Source organism: Variovorax cryoconiti, assembly GCF_051216395.1.
In the GTDB taxonomy this organism is placed as follows: domain Bacteria; phylum Pseudomonadota; class Gammaproteobacteria; order Burkholderiales; family Burkholderiaceae_C; genus Variovorax.
Genome location: NZ_JBPJZI010000002.1, coordinates 346,422 through 366,258, shown reverse-complemented (window position 1 = coordinate 366,258; position 19,837 = coordinate 346,422). Strand labels below are relative to the sequence as shown.

Sequence of the window (19,837 nt, the reverse complement as noted above, 5' to 3'; positions counted from 1 at the left end):
AGACAAGACATGGATTTCGATTTTTCCGACGATCAGGAACAGCTGCGCGACGCCGTCCGCAAATGGGTCGACAAGGGCTACGACTTCGAGCGCCGCCGCGGCATCGAGGCCGCTGGCGGCTTCTCGCGCGAGGCGTGGGACGAGCTCTCGGAGCTGGGTCTGGGCGGCCTCTACATCTCGGAAGACGACGGCGGTCTCGGCATGGGGCCGGTGGCCGGCATGGTCGTCATGGAAGAACTCGGGCGCGGCATCGTGCTCGAGCCCTTCGCGCAGACGCTGATCGCCGGTGGCGTGCTCAGCGGCTATGCGGGCGCGGACCTCAAGGAAGCCTGGCTGCCGCGTATCGCCGGCGGGCAGGCGCTGGTCGTGCTGGCCCATCAGGAGCGCAAGGCGCGCTACCGCACCGACGTGTGCGAGGCCCAGGCCGCGAAGGCCGGCGACGGCTGGAGCGTCTCGGGCACCAAGGGCGTCGTGCCTGCGGGCGACCAGGCCGACGCCTACCTCGTGCCCGCCACGGTCGACGGCAAGATCGCCCTCTTCCTGGTCGAGCGCAGCGCCGACGGCGTCGCGGCGCGCGGCTATGGCACGCAGGACGGCGGCCGTGCAGCCGAGGTCGTGTTCGACAGGGCGGCCGCCGCGCTGGTCACGCTCGACGGCCTCACGGCACTCGAGCACGCGGTCGACATCGGCATCGCCGCCGTCTGCGCCGAAGCCGTGGGCGTGATGGACAAGACCCTGGCTGTCACCGTCGATTACATGAACACGCGCAAGCAGTTCGGCGTGACCATCGCGACCTTCCAGGCGCTGCGCCATCGCGTGGCCGACATGAAGATGCAGCTCGAGCTCGCGCGTTCGATGAGCTACTACGCCAGCCTCAAGCTCAACGCCCCGGCCGCCGAACGCCGCCAGGCCATGGCGCGCGCCAAGTACCAGCTCGGCGTCTCGATGCGCTTCGTCGGGCAGCACGCGGTGCAGTTGCACGGCGGCATCGGCGTGACCGACGAGTACATCGTGAGCCACTACTTCAAGCGCCTGACGCAGATGGAGATGACCTTCGGGGACACGCTGCATCACCTGGGCGAGGTGTCCGCGCGCATGGAAGAGACGGCCGGCGTCTTCGCCTGAGCGTCACGCCCCGGAGCACCACGCCCGCCCGCCTTGCGTCGGCGGGCGTTTTTCATGGATAGGATTTCCGCACGATGATCACCCGACGCCCCCTCCTGGCTGCCGGCCTGTCCACCCCCCTGCTTGCCGCCTGTGCCGTGACGCCGACGACCACCCAGCGACCGCCGATCGTCTTCGTGCACGGCAACGGCGATTCGGCTGCACTCTGGCAGACGACGATCTGGCGCTTCGAATCGAACGGCTGGCCGCGCGAGCGCCTCTTCGCCTTCGACCAGCCGATGCCGCTCGCGCGCGACAGCGACGCGGTCGCGCAGCCCGGCCGCAGTTCCACCGCCGAATCGATGGCGTTCCTCCGGGCCGAAGTCGAACGCGTGCTGAAGAGCACCGGCGCCGAGAAGGTGATCCTCGTGGGCAACTCGCGCGGTGGTAACGCGATACGCAGTTATGTGCAAAACGGCGGCGGCGACCGCGTCGTGAGCGACGTCGTGCTGGGCGGCAATCCGGCGCATGGCATCTTCGCGATCCCCGGCTTCAATGAAGGCAGCGAGTTCTCGGCGCTGTCGCCCTTCCTCAAACAGCTCAATGCGCCGAAGGGGCCGAACGGCGACGAGGTGACGCCGGGCGTGCGCTGGCTCACGCTGCGCTCCGACAACAACGACAAGTACGCCCAGCCCGAAGGTACCTGGATCGGTGCACCGGGCAAGCCGACGAACGTCAGCGCCGATGGCCCCGCGCTCAAGGGGGCGACCAACCTCTTGCTGCCGCGCGTCGACCATCGCGAGACCGCCTTCTCGCCGGCCGCCTTCGACGCCATGTGGCGCTTTCTCACCGACGCGGCGCCACGCACGCTGCAGCCAGCCGCCGAATCGGTGATCGCGCTGTCCGGCCGCGTCACCGGCATGGGCCTCGACCCATTGATGCCGACGAGCGGCAACTTCGCCAACAACCTGCCGATCGCCGGGGCACGCGTCACCGTGTTCGCCGTCGAACGCGACACCGGCGCGCGACGCGGTGCGGCGGTGTGGGACCGTGCCGTTGGCAGCGACGGACGCTGGGGGCCGTTCATCGCCGAGGCCGGCACGGGCTACGAATTCGTCGTGAGCGCGCCGGGCTATGCGACGACACACATCTACCGCTCGCCCTTCCCGCGTTCGAGCACTGTCGTGACCCTGAGGCCCGAACGCGTCGCCGCCGCCGATCAGGATGCCAAGGCGCTCGTGATCTTCACGCGGCCGCGTGGCTACTTCGATGCACAACGCGACACGATGCGCTTCGACGGCCAGAGCACCCTGCCCGGCGTGCCACCACGTGGCGCGGGCGTCTCGAGTTCGAAGCTGAAATTGCCGGCCGATGCGCAACGCAGCGTCACCGCCGAATTCAACGGCGAACGACTCACCGGCCTGAGCTGGCCGCTGGCGCAAGGCCACGTCAGCGTGCTCGAACTGACGTATTGAAAGCGCCGCTGTCTCAGCCGTGCAGGCGCGAGCTGTGCGGCAGATGCGCCATCAGGAACTCCATCTGATCCGCCAGGATGCGGCGATTGCGCAGGATGAAGTCTTCCCACAGGCTGGGCACGTAGGGCGTGTACAGCAGCGGCATGCCGGCCTGCTCGGGCGTGCGGCTGCTCTTGCGGTGGTTGCAGGGCTTGCAGGCGGTCACGACGTTCATCCACACGTCGATGCCCTTCTGGGCAAACGGAATGATGTGCTCGCGGGTCAGCTCGTCTTCGTGGAAATGGCAGCCGCAGTAGGCGCAGATGTTGCGGTCGCGGGCGAACAGCTTGCCGTTGGTCAAGCCGGGCCGCTGCGTGAAGGGGTTGATGCGGGGCACGCCCTTGGTGCCGATGATGCTGTTGATCGCGATCTGCGACTGCACCCCCGTCAGCGCGTTGTGCCCGCCGCGGAACACCGCCACCTGCGCGCCGACTTCCCAGCGCACTTCGTCCGCCGCATAGTGGAGCACCGCCTCTTCCAGCGAAATCCACGACTGGGGCAGCCCTTGGGCCGACAGCTTCAAGACCTTCACACACGCCTCCTCGACAACAAGGGAAGAACACGCAGAGACCTGTGCACCGCCGCGCGACTCGGAGGCCGCGCGCAACAACGCACTGCGTCACAATATACCGGCTTTGTGACAAACCGGCCTGTCCTGCCCATTCCACGGGCTTGCAGCGCTATCAAAAACAGATCGTTCCATGCAGGTTTTTCGCGGGTTTCGGCATCCCGGCGTGGCTCCGGCCTGCGCCCTCACCATCGGCAATTTCGACGGCGTGCACCGTGGCCACCAGGCCATGCTCGCGTTGCTGCAGACCGAGGCGCGCCAGCGCAGCCTGCCAAGCTGCGTGCTCACCTTCGAGCCGCATCCGCGCGACTACTTCGCGGCAGTGAACAAGCGGCCGGAATTGGCCCCGGCGCGCATCGGCACCCTGCGCGACAAGCTCAGCGAACTGGCCGACTGCGGCGTGGCGCAGACCATCGTGCTGCCTTTCGACGCCCGGCTGGCCGCCCAGACGCCCGACGAATTCATCCAGCATGTGCTGCGCGATGGCCTGGGTGCGCGCTACGTGCTGGTGGGCGACGACTTCCGATTCGGCGCCAAGCGTGCCGGCGACTACGCCATGCTCGATGCCGCGGGCGACCGACACGGTTTCGACGTGGCCCGCATGAACAGCTACGAGGTGAAGGGGCTTCGCGTTTCCAGCTCGGCGGTGCGCGACGCGCTGGCCGAAGGCCGCATGGCCGACGCCCACACCTTGCTGGGCCGGCCCTACGCGATCTCGGGTCACGTGGTGCATGGCCGCAAGCTCGGCCGCGCGCTGGGCGCCTCGGCACCGGGCAAGGACGACGGCTTCCGCACCCTCAACCTGCGCTTCAAGCACTGGAAGCCGGCCGCCAGTGGCATCTTCGCCGTGCTGGTGCACGGGCTGGCGCCGCAGCCGCTCAAGGGCGTGGCCAACCTGGGCGTGCGGCCTTCGCTGGACGCCAACGACGTGAACGCCGGGCGCGTGCTGCTGGAGACGCACTGCCTGGATTGGCCCGCCGAACTGGGGCCGGAGGGGGCCTACGGTAAAATCGTCCGCGTGGAACTGCTGCACAAACTGCACGACGAATTGCGCTACACCAGCCTCGAAGCCCTCACCGCAGGGATCGCCAAGGATGGCCACGACGCACGTGCGTTCTTCGCTTCCACGCACCGTCAGACCACGCGCGACCGAATTTAGGGCGGGAAGCCGATCCCGCTCCTTCGCCACTTCCTCGCGTCCCGCGTCGCCATCACCAGCGCCGCACGCACCCTTCGATTCCTCGCGCGCTGCCAGGGCAGCGCAGACTTCCGGAAACCCCATGTCTGACAAAAAACCCGAAGGCAGTAGCGACACCCGCGACTACCGCGCCACCCTCAACCTGCCCGACACCCCCTTCCCGATGCGCGGCGACATGGCCAAGCGCGAACCGGGCTGGGTCAAGGAATGGGAAGACCAGGGCCTCTACAAGCGGCTGCGCGCGGCCCGCGTCGGCGCGCCGAAGTTCATCCTGCACGACGGACCGCCCTACGCCAACGGCCAGATCCACATGGGTCATGCCGTCAACAAGATTCTGAAGGACATGATCACCAAGGCGCGGCAGCTGGAGGGCTTCGACGCGCTCTACGTGCCGGGCTGGGATTGCCACGGCCTGCCGATCGAGAACGCCATCGAGAAGAAGTACGGCCGCAACCTGAGCCGCGACGACATGCAGGCCAAGAGCCGCGCCTTCGCGACCGAGCAGATCACCCAGCAGATGGTCGACTTCCAGCGCCTGGGCGTGCTGGGCGAGTGGGACCACCCGTACAAGACGATGGACTTCGCCAACGAGGCCGGCGAGCTGCGCGCCTTCAAGCGCGTGATCGAGCGCGGCTTCGTCTACCGCGGCCTGAAGCCGGTGTACTGGTGCTTCGACTGCGGCTCGTCGCTGGCCGAGTTCGAGATCGAGTACGCCGACAAGAAGTCGCAGACCCTCGACGTGGCCTTCAAGGCGCACGAGCGCGAGAAGGTGCTGGCCGCCTTCGGCCGGCCCGACGTGCTGGGCGACGTCTTCGCGGTCATCTGGACCACCACGGCGTGGACCATCCCGGCGAACCAGGCGATCAACCTGAACCCCGAACTGGAATATTCGCTGGTCGACACCGAGCGCGGCCTGCTGATCCTCGCCACCTCGCTGGTCGAGATGTGCATGAACCGCTACGCGCTCGACGGCAAGGTACTGGCCACCGTCAAGGGCGAGGTGCTGGGCGGGCTCGAGTTCGAGCACCCGCTGTACGACGTCGCGGACGAGAACGGAGCGCAGGGCTACAAGCGCCTGGCGCCGATCTACCTGGCCGACTACGCGACCGCCACCGACGGCACCGGCCTGGTTCACTCGTCGCCCGCCTACGGCGTGGACGACTTCAACTCCTGCGTCGCCCATGGCATGGCCTACGACGACATCCTGAACCCGGTGCAGGGCAACGGCACGTATGCGCCCGACTTCCCGTTGTTCGGCGGGCAGCACATCTGGAAGGCCGTGCCGGAGATCATCGCCGCGCTGCGCGACGCGCACCGCCTGGTGGCCACCGAGGGCATCACCCACAGCTACCCGCACTGCTGGCGCCACAAGACACCGGTGATCTACCGCGCCGCCGCGCAGTGGTTCATCCGCATGGACGAGGGCGAAGGCGTGTTCACCAAGGACAAGGCGCCCCAGACGCTGCGCCAGACCGCGCTCGAAGCCATCGAGAAGACGCACTTCTACCCGGAGAACGGCAAGGCGCGCCTGCACGACATGATCGCCAACCGGCCCGACTGGTGCATCTCGCGCCAGCGCAGCTGGGGCGTGCCGATCCCCTTCTTCCTGCACAAGGATTCGGGCGAGCTGCATCCGCGCACGATGGAGATCCTCGACCAGGCCGCGGCCATCGTCGAGCAGGGCGGCATCGAGGCCTGGAGCCGCGTGACCGCCGAAGAGATTCTCGGCGCCGAAGACGCGCCGAGCTACACCAAGAGCACCGACATCCTGGAGGTGTGGTTCGACTCCGGCTCGACCTTCTGGCACGTGCTGCGCGGCACGCACCCCACGGTGCACCACGACGCCGGCCCCGAGGCCGACCTGTACCTCGAAGGCCACGACCAGCACCGCGGCTGGTTCCATTCGTCGCTGCTGCTCGCCTCGGCGCTCGAAGGCCGCGCGCCCTACCGCGGCCTGCTGACGCACGGCTTCACGGTCGACAGCCAGGGCCGCAAGATGAGCAAGTCGCTCGGCAACGGCATCGACCCGCAGGAGATCAGCAAGAAGCTGGGCGCGGAAATCATCCGCCTGTGGGTGGCCGCCAGCGACTACTCGGGCGACATCGCGGGCGACGACAAGATCCTCGCGCGTGTGGTCGATGCCTACCGGCGCATTCGCAACACGCTGCGCTTCCTGCTGGCCAACACCAGCGACTTCGACATCGCGAAGGACGCCGTGCCGCTCGACCAGATGCTCGAAATCGACCGCTACGCGCTCAGCCGCGCCGCGCAATTTCAGGCCGAGGTGCTGGCGCACTACAAGGTGTACGAGTTCCACCCGGTGGTGGCCAAGCTGCAGATCTATTGCTCGGAAGACCTGGGCGGCTTCTACCTCGACGTGCTCAAGGACCGGCTCTACACGACCGCGCCCGGCTCTCAAGCGCGCCGCAGCGCCCAGACCGCGCTGTGGCACATCACGCAGGCGATGCTGCGCTGGATGGCACCCTTCCTCAGCTTCACGGCCGAAGAGGCGTGGACGCTGGTGGGCACCGGCCAGCAGGGCGAGTCGATCTTCACGCAGGTCTACAGCGACCTCGGCACGCCGGACGACGGCCTGCTGGCCAAGTGGACGCGCATCCGCGAGATCCGCGACGGCGTGAACAAGGAGATCGAGGCGGTGCGCGGCACCGGCCAGGTCGGCTCGTCGCTGCAGGCCAACGTGGCGCTCACCGTGATGCCGGAAGACCATGCGCTGCTGGCGTCGCTGGGCGACGACCTGAAGTTCGTCTTCATCACCTCGGCGATCGAGCTGCTGGCCGGCGATGCTGTCGCCACGGTGGTCACACCCAGCACCGTCACCAAGTGCGATCGCTGCTGGCACTACCGCGCCGATGTCGGCCACGACCCGGCGCACCCGACGATCTGCGGCCGCTGCACCAGCAACCTTTTTGGCGCCGGCGAAGCGCGGAGCGTCGCCTGATGGCCCGCACCGCCACCACCCGCAAGCTGTCGTCGGCGAACACCGGCATCTGGCCCTGGCTGGGCCTGGCGCTGGTGCTGTTCATCCTCGACCAGTTCACCAAGACGCTGATCCTCGGCTACTACCGGCTCGGCGACGCGACCTACGTCACGAGCTTTTTCAACATCGTGCGGGCCCACAACACCGGCGCGGCCTTCTCCTTCCTGGCCGACCACTCGGGCTGGCAGCGCTGGCTGTTCACCGCCATCGGCGTGGGGGCGGCGGTCTTCATCGTCTGGATGCTCAGGTCGCACCCGGGGCAGAAGCTGTTCAGCTTCGCCATGGCCTGCATCCTGGGCGGCGCCGTCGGCAACGTGGTCGACCGCATGATGCATGGCTACGTGGTCGACTTCCTCGACTTCCATCTCGGCAACAGCCACTTCCCGGCCTTCAACGTGGCCGACAGCGCCATCACCATCGGCGCGATCTGCCTGATCCTCGACGAGTTGCGCCGCGTGCGGCGCGGCCGCTGAGCCTGCGACACCCTTCGTTTCTCGCCGCTGAAACCGCACTGACCTCGGGTTAGTGCGGTTTTTTGTTGGTCATCACGGCGTCACACTGGCGCGCTTCAATGTAATCGATTACATGAAGCCGCCCCGATGCCCTCGATGAACATCCAGATCGTTGCCCAACGCGCCGGCGTGTCCGTCGCCACGGTGTCGCGCGCCTTCAACTTTCCCGACAAGGTGGCGCCCGCCACCCGTGCGCTGGTCGAGCGCGTGGCCACGGAACTGGGCTATGTCGCCAACGCCAGCGCCCGCACGCTGCGCACCCAGCGCAGCCGCGTGTTGGGGGTCGTGCTGCCGACGCTGCTGAACCCGACCTTCGCCGAATGCCTGCAGGGCATCGCCCAGGCCGCGGCGGCCGGCGGCTACGCGATCATCCCGGTGACCACCGACTACCAGCTCGCCGAGGAAGAGCGTGCGGTGAGCCAGCTGCTCGCCGGCAACGTCGACGGGATGATCCTGGTGGTGTCGAACCCGACGACCTCGCAGGCACTCGAGCGGCTGCGTGCCAACGCCGTGCCCTATGTGCTGGCCTACAACAAGCACGCGTCGCACCCCTGCGTGTCGGTCGACAGCGAAGGCGCGTCGGCCGACGTCGTGGCGCGGCTGGTGCGGCTGGGCCATCGGCGCATCGCGATGGTCACCGGCACCATGGCCGCGTCCGACCGGGCACAGCAGCGCTACCGCGGTTACCTGCAGGGTATGGACGCCGCCAGCCTCGCCGCGCCGCCGGTGCTCGAGGTGCCCTTCGTCGAGACCGCGGTCGACGCGCTTCGCCACTATCTCGCGCAGGCACCGCGGCCGACCGCCCTGTTCTGCTCGAACGACCTGCTGGCCATCCGCAGCATCCGCGCCGCGTCGCTCGAGGGCCTGCGCGTGCCGCAGGACCTGGCGGTGGTCGGCTTCGATGGCATCGCGCTCGGCCAGGACCTGACGCCCGCGCTGAGCACCGTGATGCAGCCCAACCACCACATCGGCCGCCACAGCGTCGAGCTGCTGGTGAAGGCGCTCGCCGACGGTGTCGTCCCCAGCGCCAATGCCAGCCTGCTGCTGCCGCATGCCTTCCGCGAAGGCGAGTCGTGCGCTGCGGCGCCCATCTAATTTCCCCGTCCCTTTCTCCCCCACGATCTCTTCCAACCCAGGAGCTTTCCCATGTCCCCCACCCTGAAACGCATCGCCCGTCTCGGCGTGCTGGCCGCCGGCCTCGCCGCCGCCAGCGTCACCATGGCGCAGACCGCCATCTGCTACAACTGCCCGACCGAATGGGCCGACTGGGGCACGCAGCTGCGCGCCATCAAGGCCAAGACCGGCGTCACCGTGCCGCCCGACAACAAGAACTCCGGCCAGTCGCTGGCCCAGCTCATCGCCGAGAAGGCCAGCCCCGTCGCCGACATGACCTACCTGGGCGTCACCTTCGCCATCCAGGCGCAGAAGGACGGCGTGGTCGCCCCCTACCAGCCCGCCAACTGGAAGGACATCCCCGATGGCCTGAAGGACCCGGCCGGCCACTGGTTCAGCATCCACTCGGGCACGCTCGGCTTCATGGTCAACGTCGACGCGCTCAAGGGCAAGCCGATCCCGAAGTCGTGGGCCGACCTGCTCAAGCCCGAATACAAGGGCCTGATCGGCTACCTCGACCCGGCCTCGGCCTTCGTCGGCTATGTCGGCGCGGTCGCCATCAACGAAGCGCGCGGCGGCACGCTCGACAACTTCGGCCCGGCCATCGACTACTTCAAGGCGCTGCAGAAGAACGAACCTATCGTGCCCAAGCAGACCTCGTACGCGCGCGTGCTGTCGGGTGAGATCGCGATCCTGCTGGACTACGACTTCAATGCCTACCGCGCCAAGTACAAGGACAAGGCCAACGTCGCCTTCGTGATCCCGACCGAAGGCACGGTCGTCGTGCCCTACGTGATGAGCATGGTGGCCAACGCGCCGCATGCGGCCGATGCCAAGAAGGTGCTCGACTTCGTGCTGTCCGACGAAGGCCAGGCGATCTGGGCCAAGGCCTACCTGCGCCCGGTCCGCGCCGGCGCGATGCCCAAGGACGTCGAAGCGCAGTTCCTGCCCGCTGCCGAGTACCAGCGCGCCAAGACGGTCGACTACGGCCGCATGGCCGCCGCGCAACGCGCCTTCTCCGACAGCTACCTGAAGGACGTGCGTTGAAATCCGGCCAGCGCTGGCTGCTGCTCGGCTGCGCAGCGCCGGCCGCCGCCTTCTTCCTGATGTTCTGGCTGCTGCCGGTGCTGCGCCTGCTGGCGCTGCCGGCAGAGAAAGGCTGGGCCACCTACTTCGCGGTGCTCACCGACGGCCGCTACCTGCAGAGCATGCTCAACACGGTGCTGCTGTCGCTGGGCGTGACACTGACCACGCTGGTCCTCGGCGGTGCGGTCGGCGTGTACCTGGCGCGGCGCGACTTCGTCGGCAAGCGCGTGCTGCTGTCGCTGCTGACGCTGCCGCTGTCCTTCCCCGGCGTGATCATCGGCTTCTTCGTGATCCTGCTGGGCGGACGCCAGGGCCTGGTGGCCGACCTGTCCGACGCGCTGGTGGGCGAGCGCATCACCTTCGCGTACGGCCTGCTCGGCCTGTTCCTGGCCTACCTGTACTTCTCGCTGCCGCGCGCCATCGCGACCTATGCGGCGGCGGCCGAATCGATGAACCTGCAGCTGGAGGAAGCTGCGCGTTCGCTCGGCGCTTCGCGGCTGCGGGTGGTGCGCGACGTGTGGCTGCCTGAGCTGGCGCCGACCACGCTGGCTTGCGGCGCGATCCTGTTCGCGACCTCGATGGGCGCGTTCGGCACGGCCTTCACTTTGGCCAGCAAGTTCGAGGTGATCCCGATCACCATCTACAACGAGTTCACCAACTACGCCAACTTCGCGCTGGCCGCGTCGCTGTCGATCGCGCTGGGCGTGGTCACGTGGCTGGTGCTGTTCCTGGCTCGCCACTTCGGCGGTAGCCCCGCGGTGCGCTGAACGGAGGCCGCATGCGAACACAAATAACCACTCGGGCGCCCTTCCTCTTCGCAGTGACCGCGCTCGTCAGCTTCTTCATGATCTCGCCGATGCTGCTGTCGGTGATGGCTGGCCTGGTCAACAACTACAGCGTGGGCTTGAAAAGCGGCCTGACGACGCGCTGGCTCGGCGAAGTCTGGGAGGTCTACGGCGGTACGGTCGGCTGGTCGCTGGCGCTGGCATTCATCTGCGTCGCGGCCACCATCGTGCTCGGCGTGCCCTGCGCCTATGCGCTGGCGCGCAGCCGTTCGCGCGCCGCGCGCATCTTCGAAGAGCTGCTGACGCTGCCGGTCGCGGTACCGGGCCTGGCCACCGCGCTGGCGCTGATCCTGGCCTACGGGCAGATCAGCGCCTTCCGCCAGAGCTTCGCCTTCATCCTGGTCGGGCACATCATCTTCACGCTGCCCTTCATGGTGCGCACCGTGGCCTCGGCCTTCCAGCGCCACGACCTCATCGCGCTCGAAGAAGCAGCGCGCACGCTGGGCGCGAGCTTCCGCCAGCGCTTCATGGGCATCCTGGTGCCGGCCGTGTTCCCGGCCATCGTGGCGGGCAGCCTGATGGTCTTCACGCTCTCGGTCGGCGAATTCAACCTGACCTGGATGCTGCACACGCCGCTCACCCGCACGCTGCCCGTCGGCCTGGCCGACAGCTACGCCTCGATGCGGCTGGAAGTGGGCTCGGCCTACACGCTGGTCTTCTTCATCGTCATCCTCCCGGTGCTGTGGGGCTTGCAGTCCCTCGCCCATCTCCTGCAGAAACGCCATGGAACTTGAACGCATCCCGGTCGACATTCACAACGTCGCCAAGACCTACGCCGACGGCACCCGCGGCCTGCAACCGACCAGCCTGCACGTGGAGCCGGGCGAAGTGCTCGCACTGCTCGGCCCCTCGGGCTGCGGCAAGACCACGCTGCTGCGGCTGATCGCCGGGCTGGAGACGCTCGACGACGGCGGCACCATCCGCTTCGGCGACCAGGACGTGACGCACAAGCCGGTCGAGCAGCGCGGCGTGGGCATGGTGTTCCAGAGCTACGCGCTGTTCCCGCAGATGAGCGTGGCGGCCAACATCGGCTACGGCCTGCGCATCCGCGGTGTCGCGGCGTCCGAAGAGAAACGCGTGGTCGGCGAGCTGGTCGACCTCACGCGCCTCACCGGGCTGGAGAACAAGCGGCCCAGCGAGCTCTCCGGTGGCCAGCGCCAGCGCGTGGCCCTGGCGCGCGCCGTGGCGGTGCGCCCGCGCGTGCTGCTGCTGGACGAGCCGCTGGCCGCGCTCGACGCCAAGCTCAAGGAGTCGCTGCGCGACGAGCTCGCCGAGCTGCTGCGCCGCCTGCACATCACGGCCGTGCACGTCACGCACGACCAGCAGGAAGCCATGGCCATCGCCGACCGGCTGGCCGTGATGCGGGCCGGCCGCATCGTGCAGATCGGCCGCGGCGAAGACCTGTACCGCGCGCCGAGCCATCCCTTCGTGGCCGAGTTCCTGGGCCGGGTGAACCGGCTCGAACGCACGCCGGAAGCCATCGCCCAGGGCGTGGTGCCCTTCGGCGGCATGGCCATTGCATGCCCACCGGACTGGATGAACCACCCGACCCTGCTGCTGCGCCCCGAAGACGTCCGGATCGGCCCTGCGGGCGAGCCGGGCTGGGGGACGGCCCGGGTCGAACAGCGCACCTTCCTCGGCGACCGCGTGCAGCTGCGCCTGAGCCTGGCCGACCAAGCCGGCCTGCTGGCCGACGCCGTGCGCGACACGCCCTTCCAGGCCGGCGACACCATCGGCATCCGCGCCGAACCCGACCGCTTCATGACCTCGCAGGAGGAGGTCGCCGCATGACCACTAGCTTTCTCGTTCAACTCACCGACCTCCACATCCGCGAGCCGGGCCGCCTGGCCTACGGCCGCATCGACACCGCGCCGTACCTGAAGCGCGCGGTGCAGAGCGTGCTGCGCCTGCGGCAGGCACCCGACGCGGTCGTGATCACCGGCGACCTGAGCGACTTCGGCCGCGCCGCCGAATACGCCCACATGGCCGAGCTGCTGGCGCCGCTCACGATGCCGATCTACCTGATGCCCGGCAACCACGACGACCGCGACCAGCTGCGCCGCAGCTTCCCTGCGCACACCTACCTGGGCGACAGCGGCAGCTTCGTGCAATACAGCGTGAAGGTCGGCGCGATCCGGCTGCTCACGCTCGACACCTGCGTGCCCGGCCACAGCCACGGCACGCTCGATGCCGAACGCCTCGACTGGCTCGCCGCGCAGCTCGATGCGTGCAGCCACGAGCCGGTCGTCATCGCCATGCACCACCCGCCGTTCCGCACGCTGATCGGCCACATGGACGACATCGGCCTGCGCGAAGGCGGTCCCCAACTCGAAGTGCTGGTCGCGCGCCACCCGAACGTCGAGCGCGTGATCTGCGGCCACCTGCACCGCGCCATCGACGTGCGCTTCGGCGGCACCATCGCGTCGACCTCGCCAGCGCCGGGCCACCAGGTGGCGCTCGACCTCGACCCCCAGGCGCCCTCGGCCTGGATGCTCGAGCCGCCCGGCTTCCGGGTGCACGCCTGGGACGGCCAGCGCCTGGTCACGCACCTGGTCGCCTCGGGCCATTTCGAGGGGCCTTATCCTTTCCACGAGAATGGGGCTCTGATCGACTGAGTCCGGCGCCTGCCCGGATAACAAAAAAGAGAAAGCCATTCGCCGCCGATGAAACATCTGCTGAACCTGCTGGCAGCAGTCGCACTCCTCGTCTGGGGTACCCACCTCGTCCGCACCGGCGTCCTGCGCGTGTTCGGCGGCAACCTGCGCAAGTTTCTGGCGCGCAGCATGCGCAACCGATTCACCGCGGCGCTGTCGGGCATCGGCGTGACGGCGCTGGTGCAGTCGAGCACCGCGACCTCCCTCATGACCTCGTCCTTCGTCGGCCAGGGGCTCATCACGCTGCCCGCGGCGCTGGCCGTGATGCGCGGCGCCGACGTGGGCACGGCGCTGATGTCGGTGCTGTTCTCGACCGACCTGTCGTGGCTGTCGCCGCTCTTCATCTTCACCGGCGTGGTGCTGTCGATCACCCGGCCGGCCACGCCCGCCGGGCGTTTCGGCCGGATCCTGATCGGCCTGGGCCTGATGCTGCTGGCGCTACAGCTGGTGGTTCAGGCCACCGGCCCGTTGTTCGATTCGCCGGCCATGCGCGCGGTGCTGGTGTCCATCAGCAGCGACGTGCTGCTGGAGATCACCATCGGCGCCGCCCTGGCCGTGGTGGCGTACTCGAGCCTCGCCGTGGTGCTGCTGGTGGCCGCCATGGCGACCTCGGCGGTCGTGCCGCTCGACGTGGCACTGGGCCTGGTGCTGGGCGCCAACCTGGGCAGTGGCGTACTGGCGGTGCTGACGACCGCCAAGTCCGACATTGCGGTACGGCAGGTGACGGTCGGCAACCTGCTCTTCAAGCTGCTCGGCGTGGCAGTGGCGGCGCCCTTCATCGGCATGTACCTGCGCTACGTGCGGCCCTACGTGACGGACGCGACGCAGCTGGTCGTGCTCTACCACCTGGCCTTCAACGTGGTGGTGAGCATCGGCTTCATCTTCCTCACCGGCTGGGTGGCCGAGCTGGTGAAGCGCCTGCTGCCGGTGCCCAAGGAAGGCTCGTCGACGGCCCGACCGCAGCACCTGGACCCGTCGGCGCTCTCGACGCCGACGCTGGCCATCTCGAACGCCGCGCGCGAGGCGTTGCACCAGGCCGACATCGTGGAGACCATGCTGATCGGCATGCTCAACGTGATCCGCCACAACGACCTGAAGCTGGCCGAGGAACTGCGCAAGCTCGACGACCAGGTCGACCGGCTCTACTCGGACATCAAGTACTACCTGACGAAGATCTCGCGCGAGGCGCTGGGCGAGGAAGAGAGCAAGCGCTGGACCGACATCATCAGCTTCACCATCAACATGGAGCAGGTGGGCGACATCATCGAGCGCGTGATCATCGACATCGAGGACAAGAAGATCAAGCCGCAGCGCAACTTCTCGCCGGCTGGCATGGCCGAGATCGTCGAACTGCACGAACGGCTGGTGGCCAACCTGCGGCTGGGCATGAGCGTCTTCCTCAACGGCAACGTGCGCGACGCGCAGAAGCTGCTGGAGGAAAAGGCGCGTTTCCGCGACCTGGAGCGTGCCTACGCCACCACCCACCTGAGCCGGCTGATGGACCGCACCGCGCCGAGCATGGAGACCAGCTCGCTGCACATCGACCTGATCAGCGACCTGAAGCGCATCAACTCGCACATCTGCTCGATCGCCTACCCGATCCTCGACTCGGCCGGCGCGCTGGCCCCGAGCCGGCTGCGCGAATCACGCCTGCACCCGCTCGACAACCCCTGAGCGACTGAGGAGCTGCACCGCTCAGGCGGTCAGGCCGGCTTGGCGACGGCCGCAGGTGCCGCGTCCAACGGGCGGCGCGCATAGCGCTGGGCCAGCACCGCGCAGACCATCAGCTGCATCTGGTGGAAGAGCATGACGGGCAGCACGACGGTGCCCACCGCGCTGGCGGCGAACAGCACATGCGCCATCGGCACGCCGCTGGCTAGGCTCTTCTTGGAGCCGCAGAACACGATCGTCACCTCGTCGGCCTTGTCGAAGCCGAACTTGCGGGCCAGCCAGGTGGTCGAGGTCAGCGCGATCGCCAGCAGCACGGCCAGCACCACCAGCAGGCCCGCCAGCGCGGTGGGCGAGACCTGCTTCCACAGGCCTTCGATCACCGCCGCGCTGAACGCCGTGTAGACCACCAGCAGGATCGAGCCACGGTCGACCAGCGTGAGCGTCGACGCGTGCCGCTTGACCCAGGCGCCGATCCACGGCCGGAGCAGGTGGCCGACCACGAAGGGCGCCATCAGCTGCAGCAGGATGCGGCCGATGGCGTCGAACGAGGCCGAGGCGGCGCCGCCGCTCGTCACGACCAGGCCCACCAGCAGCGGCGTGACGAACACGCCGAGCAGCGTCGAGGCCGACGCGCTGCAGATGGCGGCCGGCACGTTGCCGCGGGCCAGCGAGGTGAAGGCGATGGCCGATTGCACCGTGGCCGGCAGCACGCAGAGGTAGAGCACGCCGGTGTAGAGCGCGGGCGTCACCAGGGGCTCCAGCACCGGTCGCAGCGCCAGCCCGAGCGCCGGGAACAGCACGAAGGTGCAGGCCAGCACCAGCAGGTGCAGGCGCCAGTGGCCGACGCCCTGGACGATCGCTTCGCGCGAAAGCTTGGCGCCATGCAGGAAGAAGAGCAGGCCGATCGCCACGGTGGTGAGGCGCTCGAAGAAATGCGCCGTGCTGCCCGAGGCGGGCAGCAGGCTGGCGAGCGCCACCGTCGTGACGAGGGCCAGGGTGAAGTTGTCGGGGAGGTAGCGTGAACGGGCCATGCGCGCATTGGGCTCTCGACGTGACCAGAAGAGAAATGGATTTATCTGATAGATATATGATTCCAACGCATGAATGTCACGCTGCGCCAGCTCCGGGTCTTCCTTGCGGTGGCGGCCGAGCGCAACTTCAGCCGCGCGGGCGACGCGGTGGCGTTGACCCAGCCGGCCGTGAGCCGCGCGATCCTCGAACTCGAATCGCAGGTCGGCCTGAAGCTGCTCGACCGCACCACGCGCGAGGTGGTGCTGACCGACGCCGGCCAGTCGTTGGCGGCCCGGCTCGAGCGCGTGCTCGACGAGCTCGACCAGACGCTGCTCGATGTGCGCGGCATGGCCAGCGCACGCCGCGGCAAGGTGCGCGTGGCCAGCAGCCCGACGCTGTCTGCGCAGCTCATGCCGGCCTGCATCGCGGCCTGCGCGCGCCAGGAGCCCGACATCCAGCTGGTGCTGCTCGACCGAATCCAGCAGGACGCGCTCGACAGCGTGCGCACCGGCGAGGTCGACTTTGGCGTGGTGATCGAGCCCTCGTCGACCGAAGACCTCACGGCCGAGACGATCCTGAGCGACCCCTTCGTGCTGGTGGTGCCCGCGGGCCATGCGCTGGCCGCGCGCAAGACGGTGCGCTGGTCGGCGCTGGCCGGCCATCCGCTGGTGCTGCTCGATCATGCGTCGGGCAGCCGCCGGCTGATCGACGACGCGCTGGCCAGCCATGGCGTGCAGGCCGAGGTGGCGCAGCAACTGGGCCACCCGACCACGGTGTTTCGCATGGTCGAGGCGGGCATCGGCATCAGCGTGATGCCGGCGCTGGCGGTGCCGCCCGGCGGGCTCGGCACGCTGGTGTCGCTGCCGCTGGTGCCGCGCATCGAGCGCCGCGTGATGCTGGTGCATCGCCGCAACCGCGCGCCGTCGCCGCTGGCGCAGCGCGTGTGGCGGCTGGTGCGCGAGACGGCTGCGGCTACAGCGTGAGGATGGTGCAGCCGGTGGTCTTGCGCGCTTCCAGGTCGCGGTGCGCCTGCTGCACGTCTTCCAGCGCATAGCGCTGCGCGATCGGAATCTTGACCGCACCACTGGCGACCACCGCGAACAGATCGTCGGCCATGGCCTGCGTGGCCTCGCGCGTGGCGATGTGGGTGAACAGCGTCGGGCGCGTGACGTAGAGCGAGCCTTTCGAGGCCAGCAGGCCGAGGTTGATCGGCGGCGTGGGGCCCGAACCGTTGCCGAAGACCGCGAGCAGGCCGAATGGGCGCAGGCAGTCGATCGAGCCTTCGTAGGTGTCCTTGCCGACCGAGTCGTACACCACCTTCACGCCCTTGCCGCCGGTGATCGCCTTCACGCGCTCGGCGAAGTTCTCGGTGCTGTAGTTGATCGCATGCGCCGCGCCGTGTTCGAGCGCGAGTTGGCATTTGGCGTCCGAACCGGCCGTGCCGATGAGCTGCAGGCCGAGCGCCTTGGCCCACTGGCAGGCGATCAGGCCGACGCCGCCGGCCGCGGCATGGAACACGATGAAGTCGCCCGCTTGCAGGCCTTCGGCCGGCAGCGTCTTCTTCAACAAGTACTGCGTCGTCAGGCCCTTGAGCATCATCGCCGCGCCGGTCTCGAAGGAGATGGCGTCGGGCAGCTTGCACACGTTCTTGGCCGGCATCACGCGCAGCTCGCTGTAGGCACCGGGCGGTCCGCTGGCATAGGCGGCACGGTCGCCGGGTTGCAGGTGCACCACGCCCTCACCCACCGCCTCGACCACGCCCGAGGCCTCCATGCCCAGCTGCAACGGCATCGCGAACGGATAGAGCCCGCTGCGCTGGTAGGTGTCGATGAAGTTGAGGCCGACGGCCTTGTGGCGGATGCGGATCTCGCCAGGGCCGGGCTCGCCGACCTCGACGTCGACGATCTTGAGTTCTTCGGGACCGCCGGGGCGGTCGATGCGAACGGCTTTGCTCATGGGAAAAGTCTCCTGCAGAAAGGTCGGGGTCGACAGCCCTCGATCCTGCCACGGTGAGGCGCGTTGCGTGCAGAGGGGACAATCGGGCGGTCCGCCTTTCCTCGCGCCATGCAGCCGTCCCGCCTCACCCCCGCCACCATCCTCCTCCTCGCCACGCCACCGCTGCTGTGGGCTGCCAACGCGGTGCTCGGCCGCCTGCTGAAGGACGTGGCCTCCCCGCTCACGCTGAACTTCATCCGCTGGGTGCTGGCCTTCGCCGTGCTGCTGCCGCTGGCACACGGGGTGCTGCGGCGCGACCACCCGATGTGGCGACACTGGCGGCGCTACAGCGTGCTCGGCCTCTTGGGCGTGGGCATCTACAACGCCTTCCAGTACCTGGCGCTGCAGACCTCGACGCCGCTGAACGTGACGCTGGTCACCTCCAGCGCACCGTTCTGGATGCTGCTGATGGGCACGCTCTTCTTCGGCCAGCGCGCCACGCGTTTCGAGATCGCTGGCGCGGTGGTGTCGATGCTCGGCGTGCTGCTGGTGCTGAGCCAGGGCGACTGGCGTCATCTGGCCGCGCTGCGGCTGGTGCCGGGTGACCTCTACATCCTGCTGGCCGTGCTCGCCTGGTCGGTGTACAGCTGGATGCTCGTGGGCACCACCGAGCCCGCGGGCCTGCGCCAGGACTGGTCGGCCTTCCTCATGGCGCAGATGGTGTTCGGCCTGGGGTGGTCGGGCCTGTTCGCCGCCGGCGAATGGGCAGCAGGCGCGATGTATGTGCACTGGAGCTGGTGGCTGGCCGCCGCGCTGGTCTTCATCGCGGTGGGCCCTGCCCTCCTGGCCTTTCGCTGCTGGGGTGCCGGTGCGCAGCGCGCCGGCCCGAAGATGGCCGCCTTCTTCCTCAACCTGACGCCGTTGTTCGCGGCGCTGCTGTCGGCCCTGTTCCTGGGCGACGTGCCGCACGGGTACCACGGCGCGGCCTTCGCGCTGATCGTGGGCGGCATCGTGCTGTCGTCGCGCCGAACGTCGGTGCGCTGACGGCCGCGCCGGCTTCTTAAGACCGGCTTAAGTCCCGCCGACCACAGTGCGCCCGTGGAACAACCCACGCAAGGAGCATCCGATGAACGTCTCTCGAAAGCTGCGGCCGCTGACGGCCGTTCTGTGCAGCGGCGCGCTGTTCGCCGCCCTCTCGGCCCACGCGGTCGCCAATCCGCCGATCCACATGACGCACGGCGTCGAGTACATGAGCGGCGGCATCGGCAGCGACGAGGCGCAATTCATGGAGACGGTGTCGCCGCGCTGGCCGGCGACGCTCGAGTTCGCCGTCAAGGACCACACGCGCGCCGACTTCGCCGCCGACGTTCGCGTCACGGTGCGCACCCAGGACGGGCACGCCGTGCTCGACAACGTGCTGGCCGCCGGCCCCTTCCTGGTGGCCCGCCTGGCGCCCGGCCGCTACCAGGTCGAAGCGACCCTGTCGGCGCAGACGCTCAAGCAGGACCTGACGGTGCTGCCGGGCGCGCCCGCCAAGGCCGTGCTGCTGTGGCCGGCGAACACCGACATGGCAGCCTCCACGGGCTCGACCGCGCGATCGACCATGCACGCGCCCACATGACGACGCC

The 19,837-nt window shown here is 68.6% G+C and carries 18 protein-coding genes; 15 read left to right on the top strand and 3 right to left on the bottom strand.

Annotated features, from left to right (window positions below):
- Positions 1-9: 9 nt before the first annotated feature.
- A complete protein-coding gene (locus tag ACSFA2_RS06475) occupies positions 10-1,125 on the top strand; it encodes an acyl-CoA dehydrogenase family protein (RefSeq protein ID WP_435454498.1) in 1,116 nt (371 codons plus the stop codon).
- 74 nt (positions 1,126-1,199) lie between these two features.
- Entirely contained in the window at positions 1,200-2,579 is a 1,380-nt protein-coding gene (locus ACSFA2_RS06470; protein ID WP_435454497.1) for an alpha/beta fold hydrolase, read from the top strand.
- A 13-nt stretch (positions 2,580-2,592) separates the two neighbouring features.
- Here ACSFA2_RS06470 and ACSFA2_RS06465 read toward each other — a convergent pair whose 3' ends face one another.
- Positions 2,593-3,150, bottom strand: coding sequence for an HNH endonuclease (locus ACSFA2_RS06465; protein ID WP_435454496.1), 558 nt, complete (start codon positions 3,148-3,150; stop codon positions 2,593-2,595).
- Positions 3,151-3,319: 169 nt separating this feature from the next.
- Here ACSFA2_RS06465 and ACSFA2_RS06460 point away from each other — a divergent pair, with 169 nt between their 5' ends.
- The 10 genes from ACSFA2_RS06460 (at position 3,320) to ACSFA2_RS06415 (ending at position 15,266) form a co-directional block, all read left to right on the top strand.
- Complete coding sequence (locus ACSFA2_RS06460; RefSeq protein ID WP_435454495.1) at positions 3,320-4,345, top strand: bifunctional riboflavin kinase/FAD synthetase; 1,026 nt, start codon at positions 3,320-3,322, stop codon at positions 4,343-4,345.
- A gap of 121 nt (positions 4,346-4,466) precedes the next feature.
- Positions 4,467-7,343, top strand: a complete 2,877-nt coding sequence (gene ileS / locus ACSFA2_RS06455) for an isoleucine--tRNA ligase (protein ID WP_435454494.1) — start codon at positions 4,467-4,469, stop codon at positions 7,341-7,343.
- On the top strand, positions 7,343-7,855 hold the full coding sequence (lspA, locus tag ACSFA2_RS06450; RefSeq protein WP_435454493.1) for a signal peptidase II: 513 nt from the start codon (positions 7,343-7,345) through the stop codon (positions 7,853-7,855). Before ileS ends, lspA begins: the two co-directional genes overlap by 1 nt.
- Before the next feature lie 135 nt (positions 7,856-7,990).
- On the top strand, positions 7,991-8,989 hold the full coding sequence (locus ACSFA2_RS06445; RefSeq protein ID WP_435454993.1) for a LacI family DNA-binding transcriptional regulator: 999 nt from the start codon (positions 7,991-7,993) through the stop codon (positions 8,987-8,989).
- A gap of 51 nt (positions 8,990-9,040) precedes the next feature.
- Complete coding sequence (locus tag ACSFA2_RS06440; RefSeq protein ID WP_435454492.1) at positions 9,041-10,054, top strand: ABC transporter substrate-binding protein; 1,014 nt, start codon at positions 9,041-9,043, stop codon at positions 10,052-10,054.
- Positions 10,051-10,860 (top strand): ABC transporter permease, encoded by an 810-nt coding sequence (locus ACSFA2_RS06435; RefSeq protein WP_435454491.1) that lies wholly within the window; start codon positions 10,051-10,053, stop codon positions 10,858-10,860. Before ACSFA2_RS06440 ends, ACSFA2_RS06435 begins: the two co-directional genes overlap by 4 nt.
- Positions 10,861-10,871: 11 nt before the next feature.
- Entirely contained in the window at positions 10,872-11,672 is an 801-nt protein-coding gene (locus ACSFA2_RS06430; protein ID WP_435454490.1) for an ABC transporter permease, read from the top strand.
- Entirely contained in the window at positions 11,662-12,729 is a 1,068-nt protein-coding gene (locus ACSFA2_RS06425; protein ID WP_435454489.1) for an ABC transporter ATP-binding protein, read from the top strand. Before ACSFA2_RS06430 ends, ACSFA2_RS06425 begins: the two co-directional genes overlap by 11 nt.
- Complete coding sequence (locus ACSFA2_RS06420; protein ID WP_435454488.1) at positions 12,726-13,553, top strand: phosphodiesterase; 828 nt, start codon at positions 12,726-12,728, stop codon at positions 13,551-13,553. Before ACSFA2_RS06425 ends, ACSFA2_RS06420 begins: the two co-directional genes overlap by 4 nt.
- Positions 13,554-13,601: 48 nt before the next feature.
- Entirely contained in the window at positions 13,602-15,266 is a 1,665-nt protein-coding gene (locus ACSFA2_RS06415; RefSeq protein WP_435454487.1) for a Na/Pi cotransporter family protein, read from the top strand.
- A 29-nt stretch (positions 15,267-15,295) separates the two neighbouring features.
- Here ACSFA2_RS06415 and ACSFA2_RS06410 read toward each other — a convergent pair whose 3' ends face one another.
- Positions 15,296-16,294, bottom strand: a complete 999-nt coding sequence (locus ACSFA2_RS06410) for a bile acid:sodium symporter family protein (RefSeq protein WP_435454486.1) — start codon at positions 16,292-16,294, stop codon at positions 15,296-15,298.
- Positions 16,295-16,363: 69 nt separating this feature from the next.
- Here ACSFA2_RS06410 and ACSFA2_RS06405 point away from each other — a divergent pair, with 69 nt between their 5' ends.
- Complete coding sequence (locus ACSFA2_RS06405) at positions 16,364-17,257, top strand: LysR family transcriptional regulator (protein WP_435454485.1); 894 nt, start codon at positions 16,364-16,366, stop codon at positions 17,255-17,257.
- On the opposite strand, the gene ACSFA2_RS06400 is transcribed toward ACSFA2_RS06405, so the two are convergent.
- The gene (locus ACSFA2_RS06400; RefSeq protein WP_435454484.1) at positions 17,247-18,230 is read right to left on the bottom strand and encodes a quinone oxidoreductase family protein; all 984 of its coding nucleotides are present in this window, start codon (positions 18,228-18,230) and stop codon (positions 17,247-17,249) included. The two genes, ACSFA2_RS06405 and ACSFA2_RS06400, sit on opposite strands and share 11 nt — an antisense overlap.
- A gap of 108 nt (positions 18,231-18,338) precedes the next feature.
- Here ACSFA2_RS06400 and ACSFA2_RS06395 point away from each other — a divergent pair, with 108 nt between their 5' ends.
- Both ACSFA2_RS06395 and ACSFA2_RS06390 read left to right on the top strand, forming a co-directional pair.
- Positions 18,339-19,253 carry a DMT family transporter gene (locus ACSFA2_RS06395; RefSeq protein WP_435454483.1) on the top strand — a complete coding sequence of 305 codons (915 nt, stop codon included), beginning with the start codon at positions 18,339-18,341 and terminating at the stop codon, positions 19,251-19,253.
- Between the two features lie 82 nt (positions 19,254-19,335).
- Positions 19,336-19,830, top strand: coding sequence for a hypothetical protein (locus ACSFA2_RS06390; protein ID WP_435454482.1), 495 nt, complete (start codon positions 19,336-19,338; stop codon positions 19,828-19,830).
- Positions 19,831-19,837: the final 7 nt, after the last annotated feature.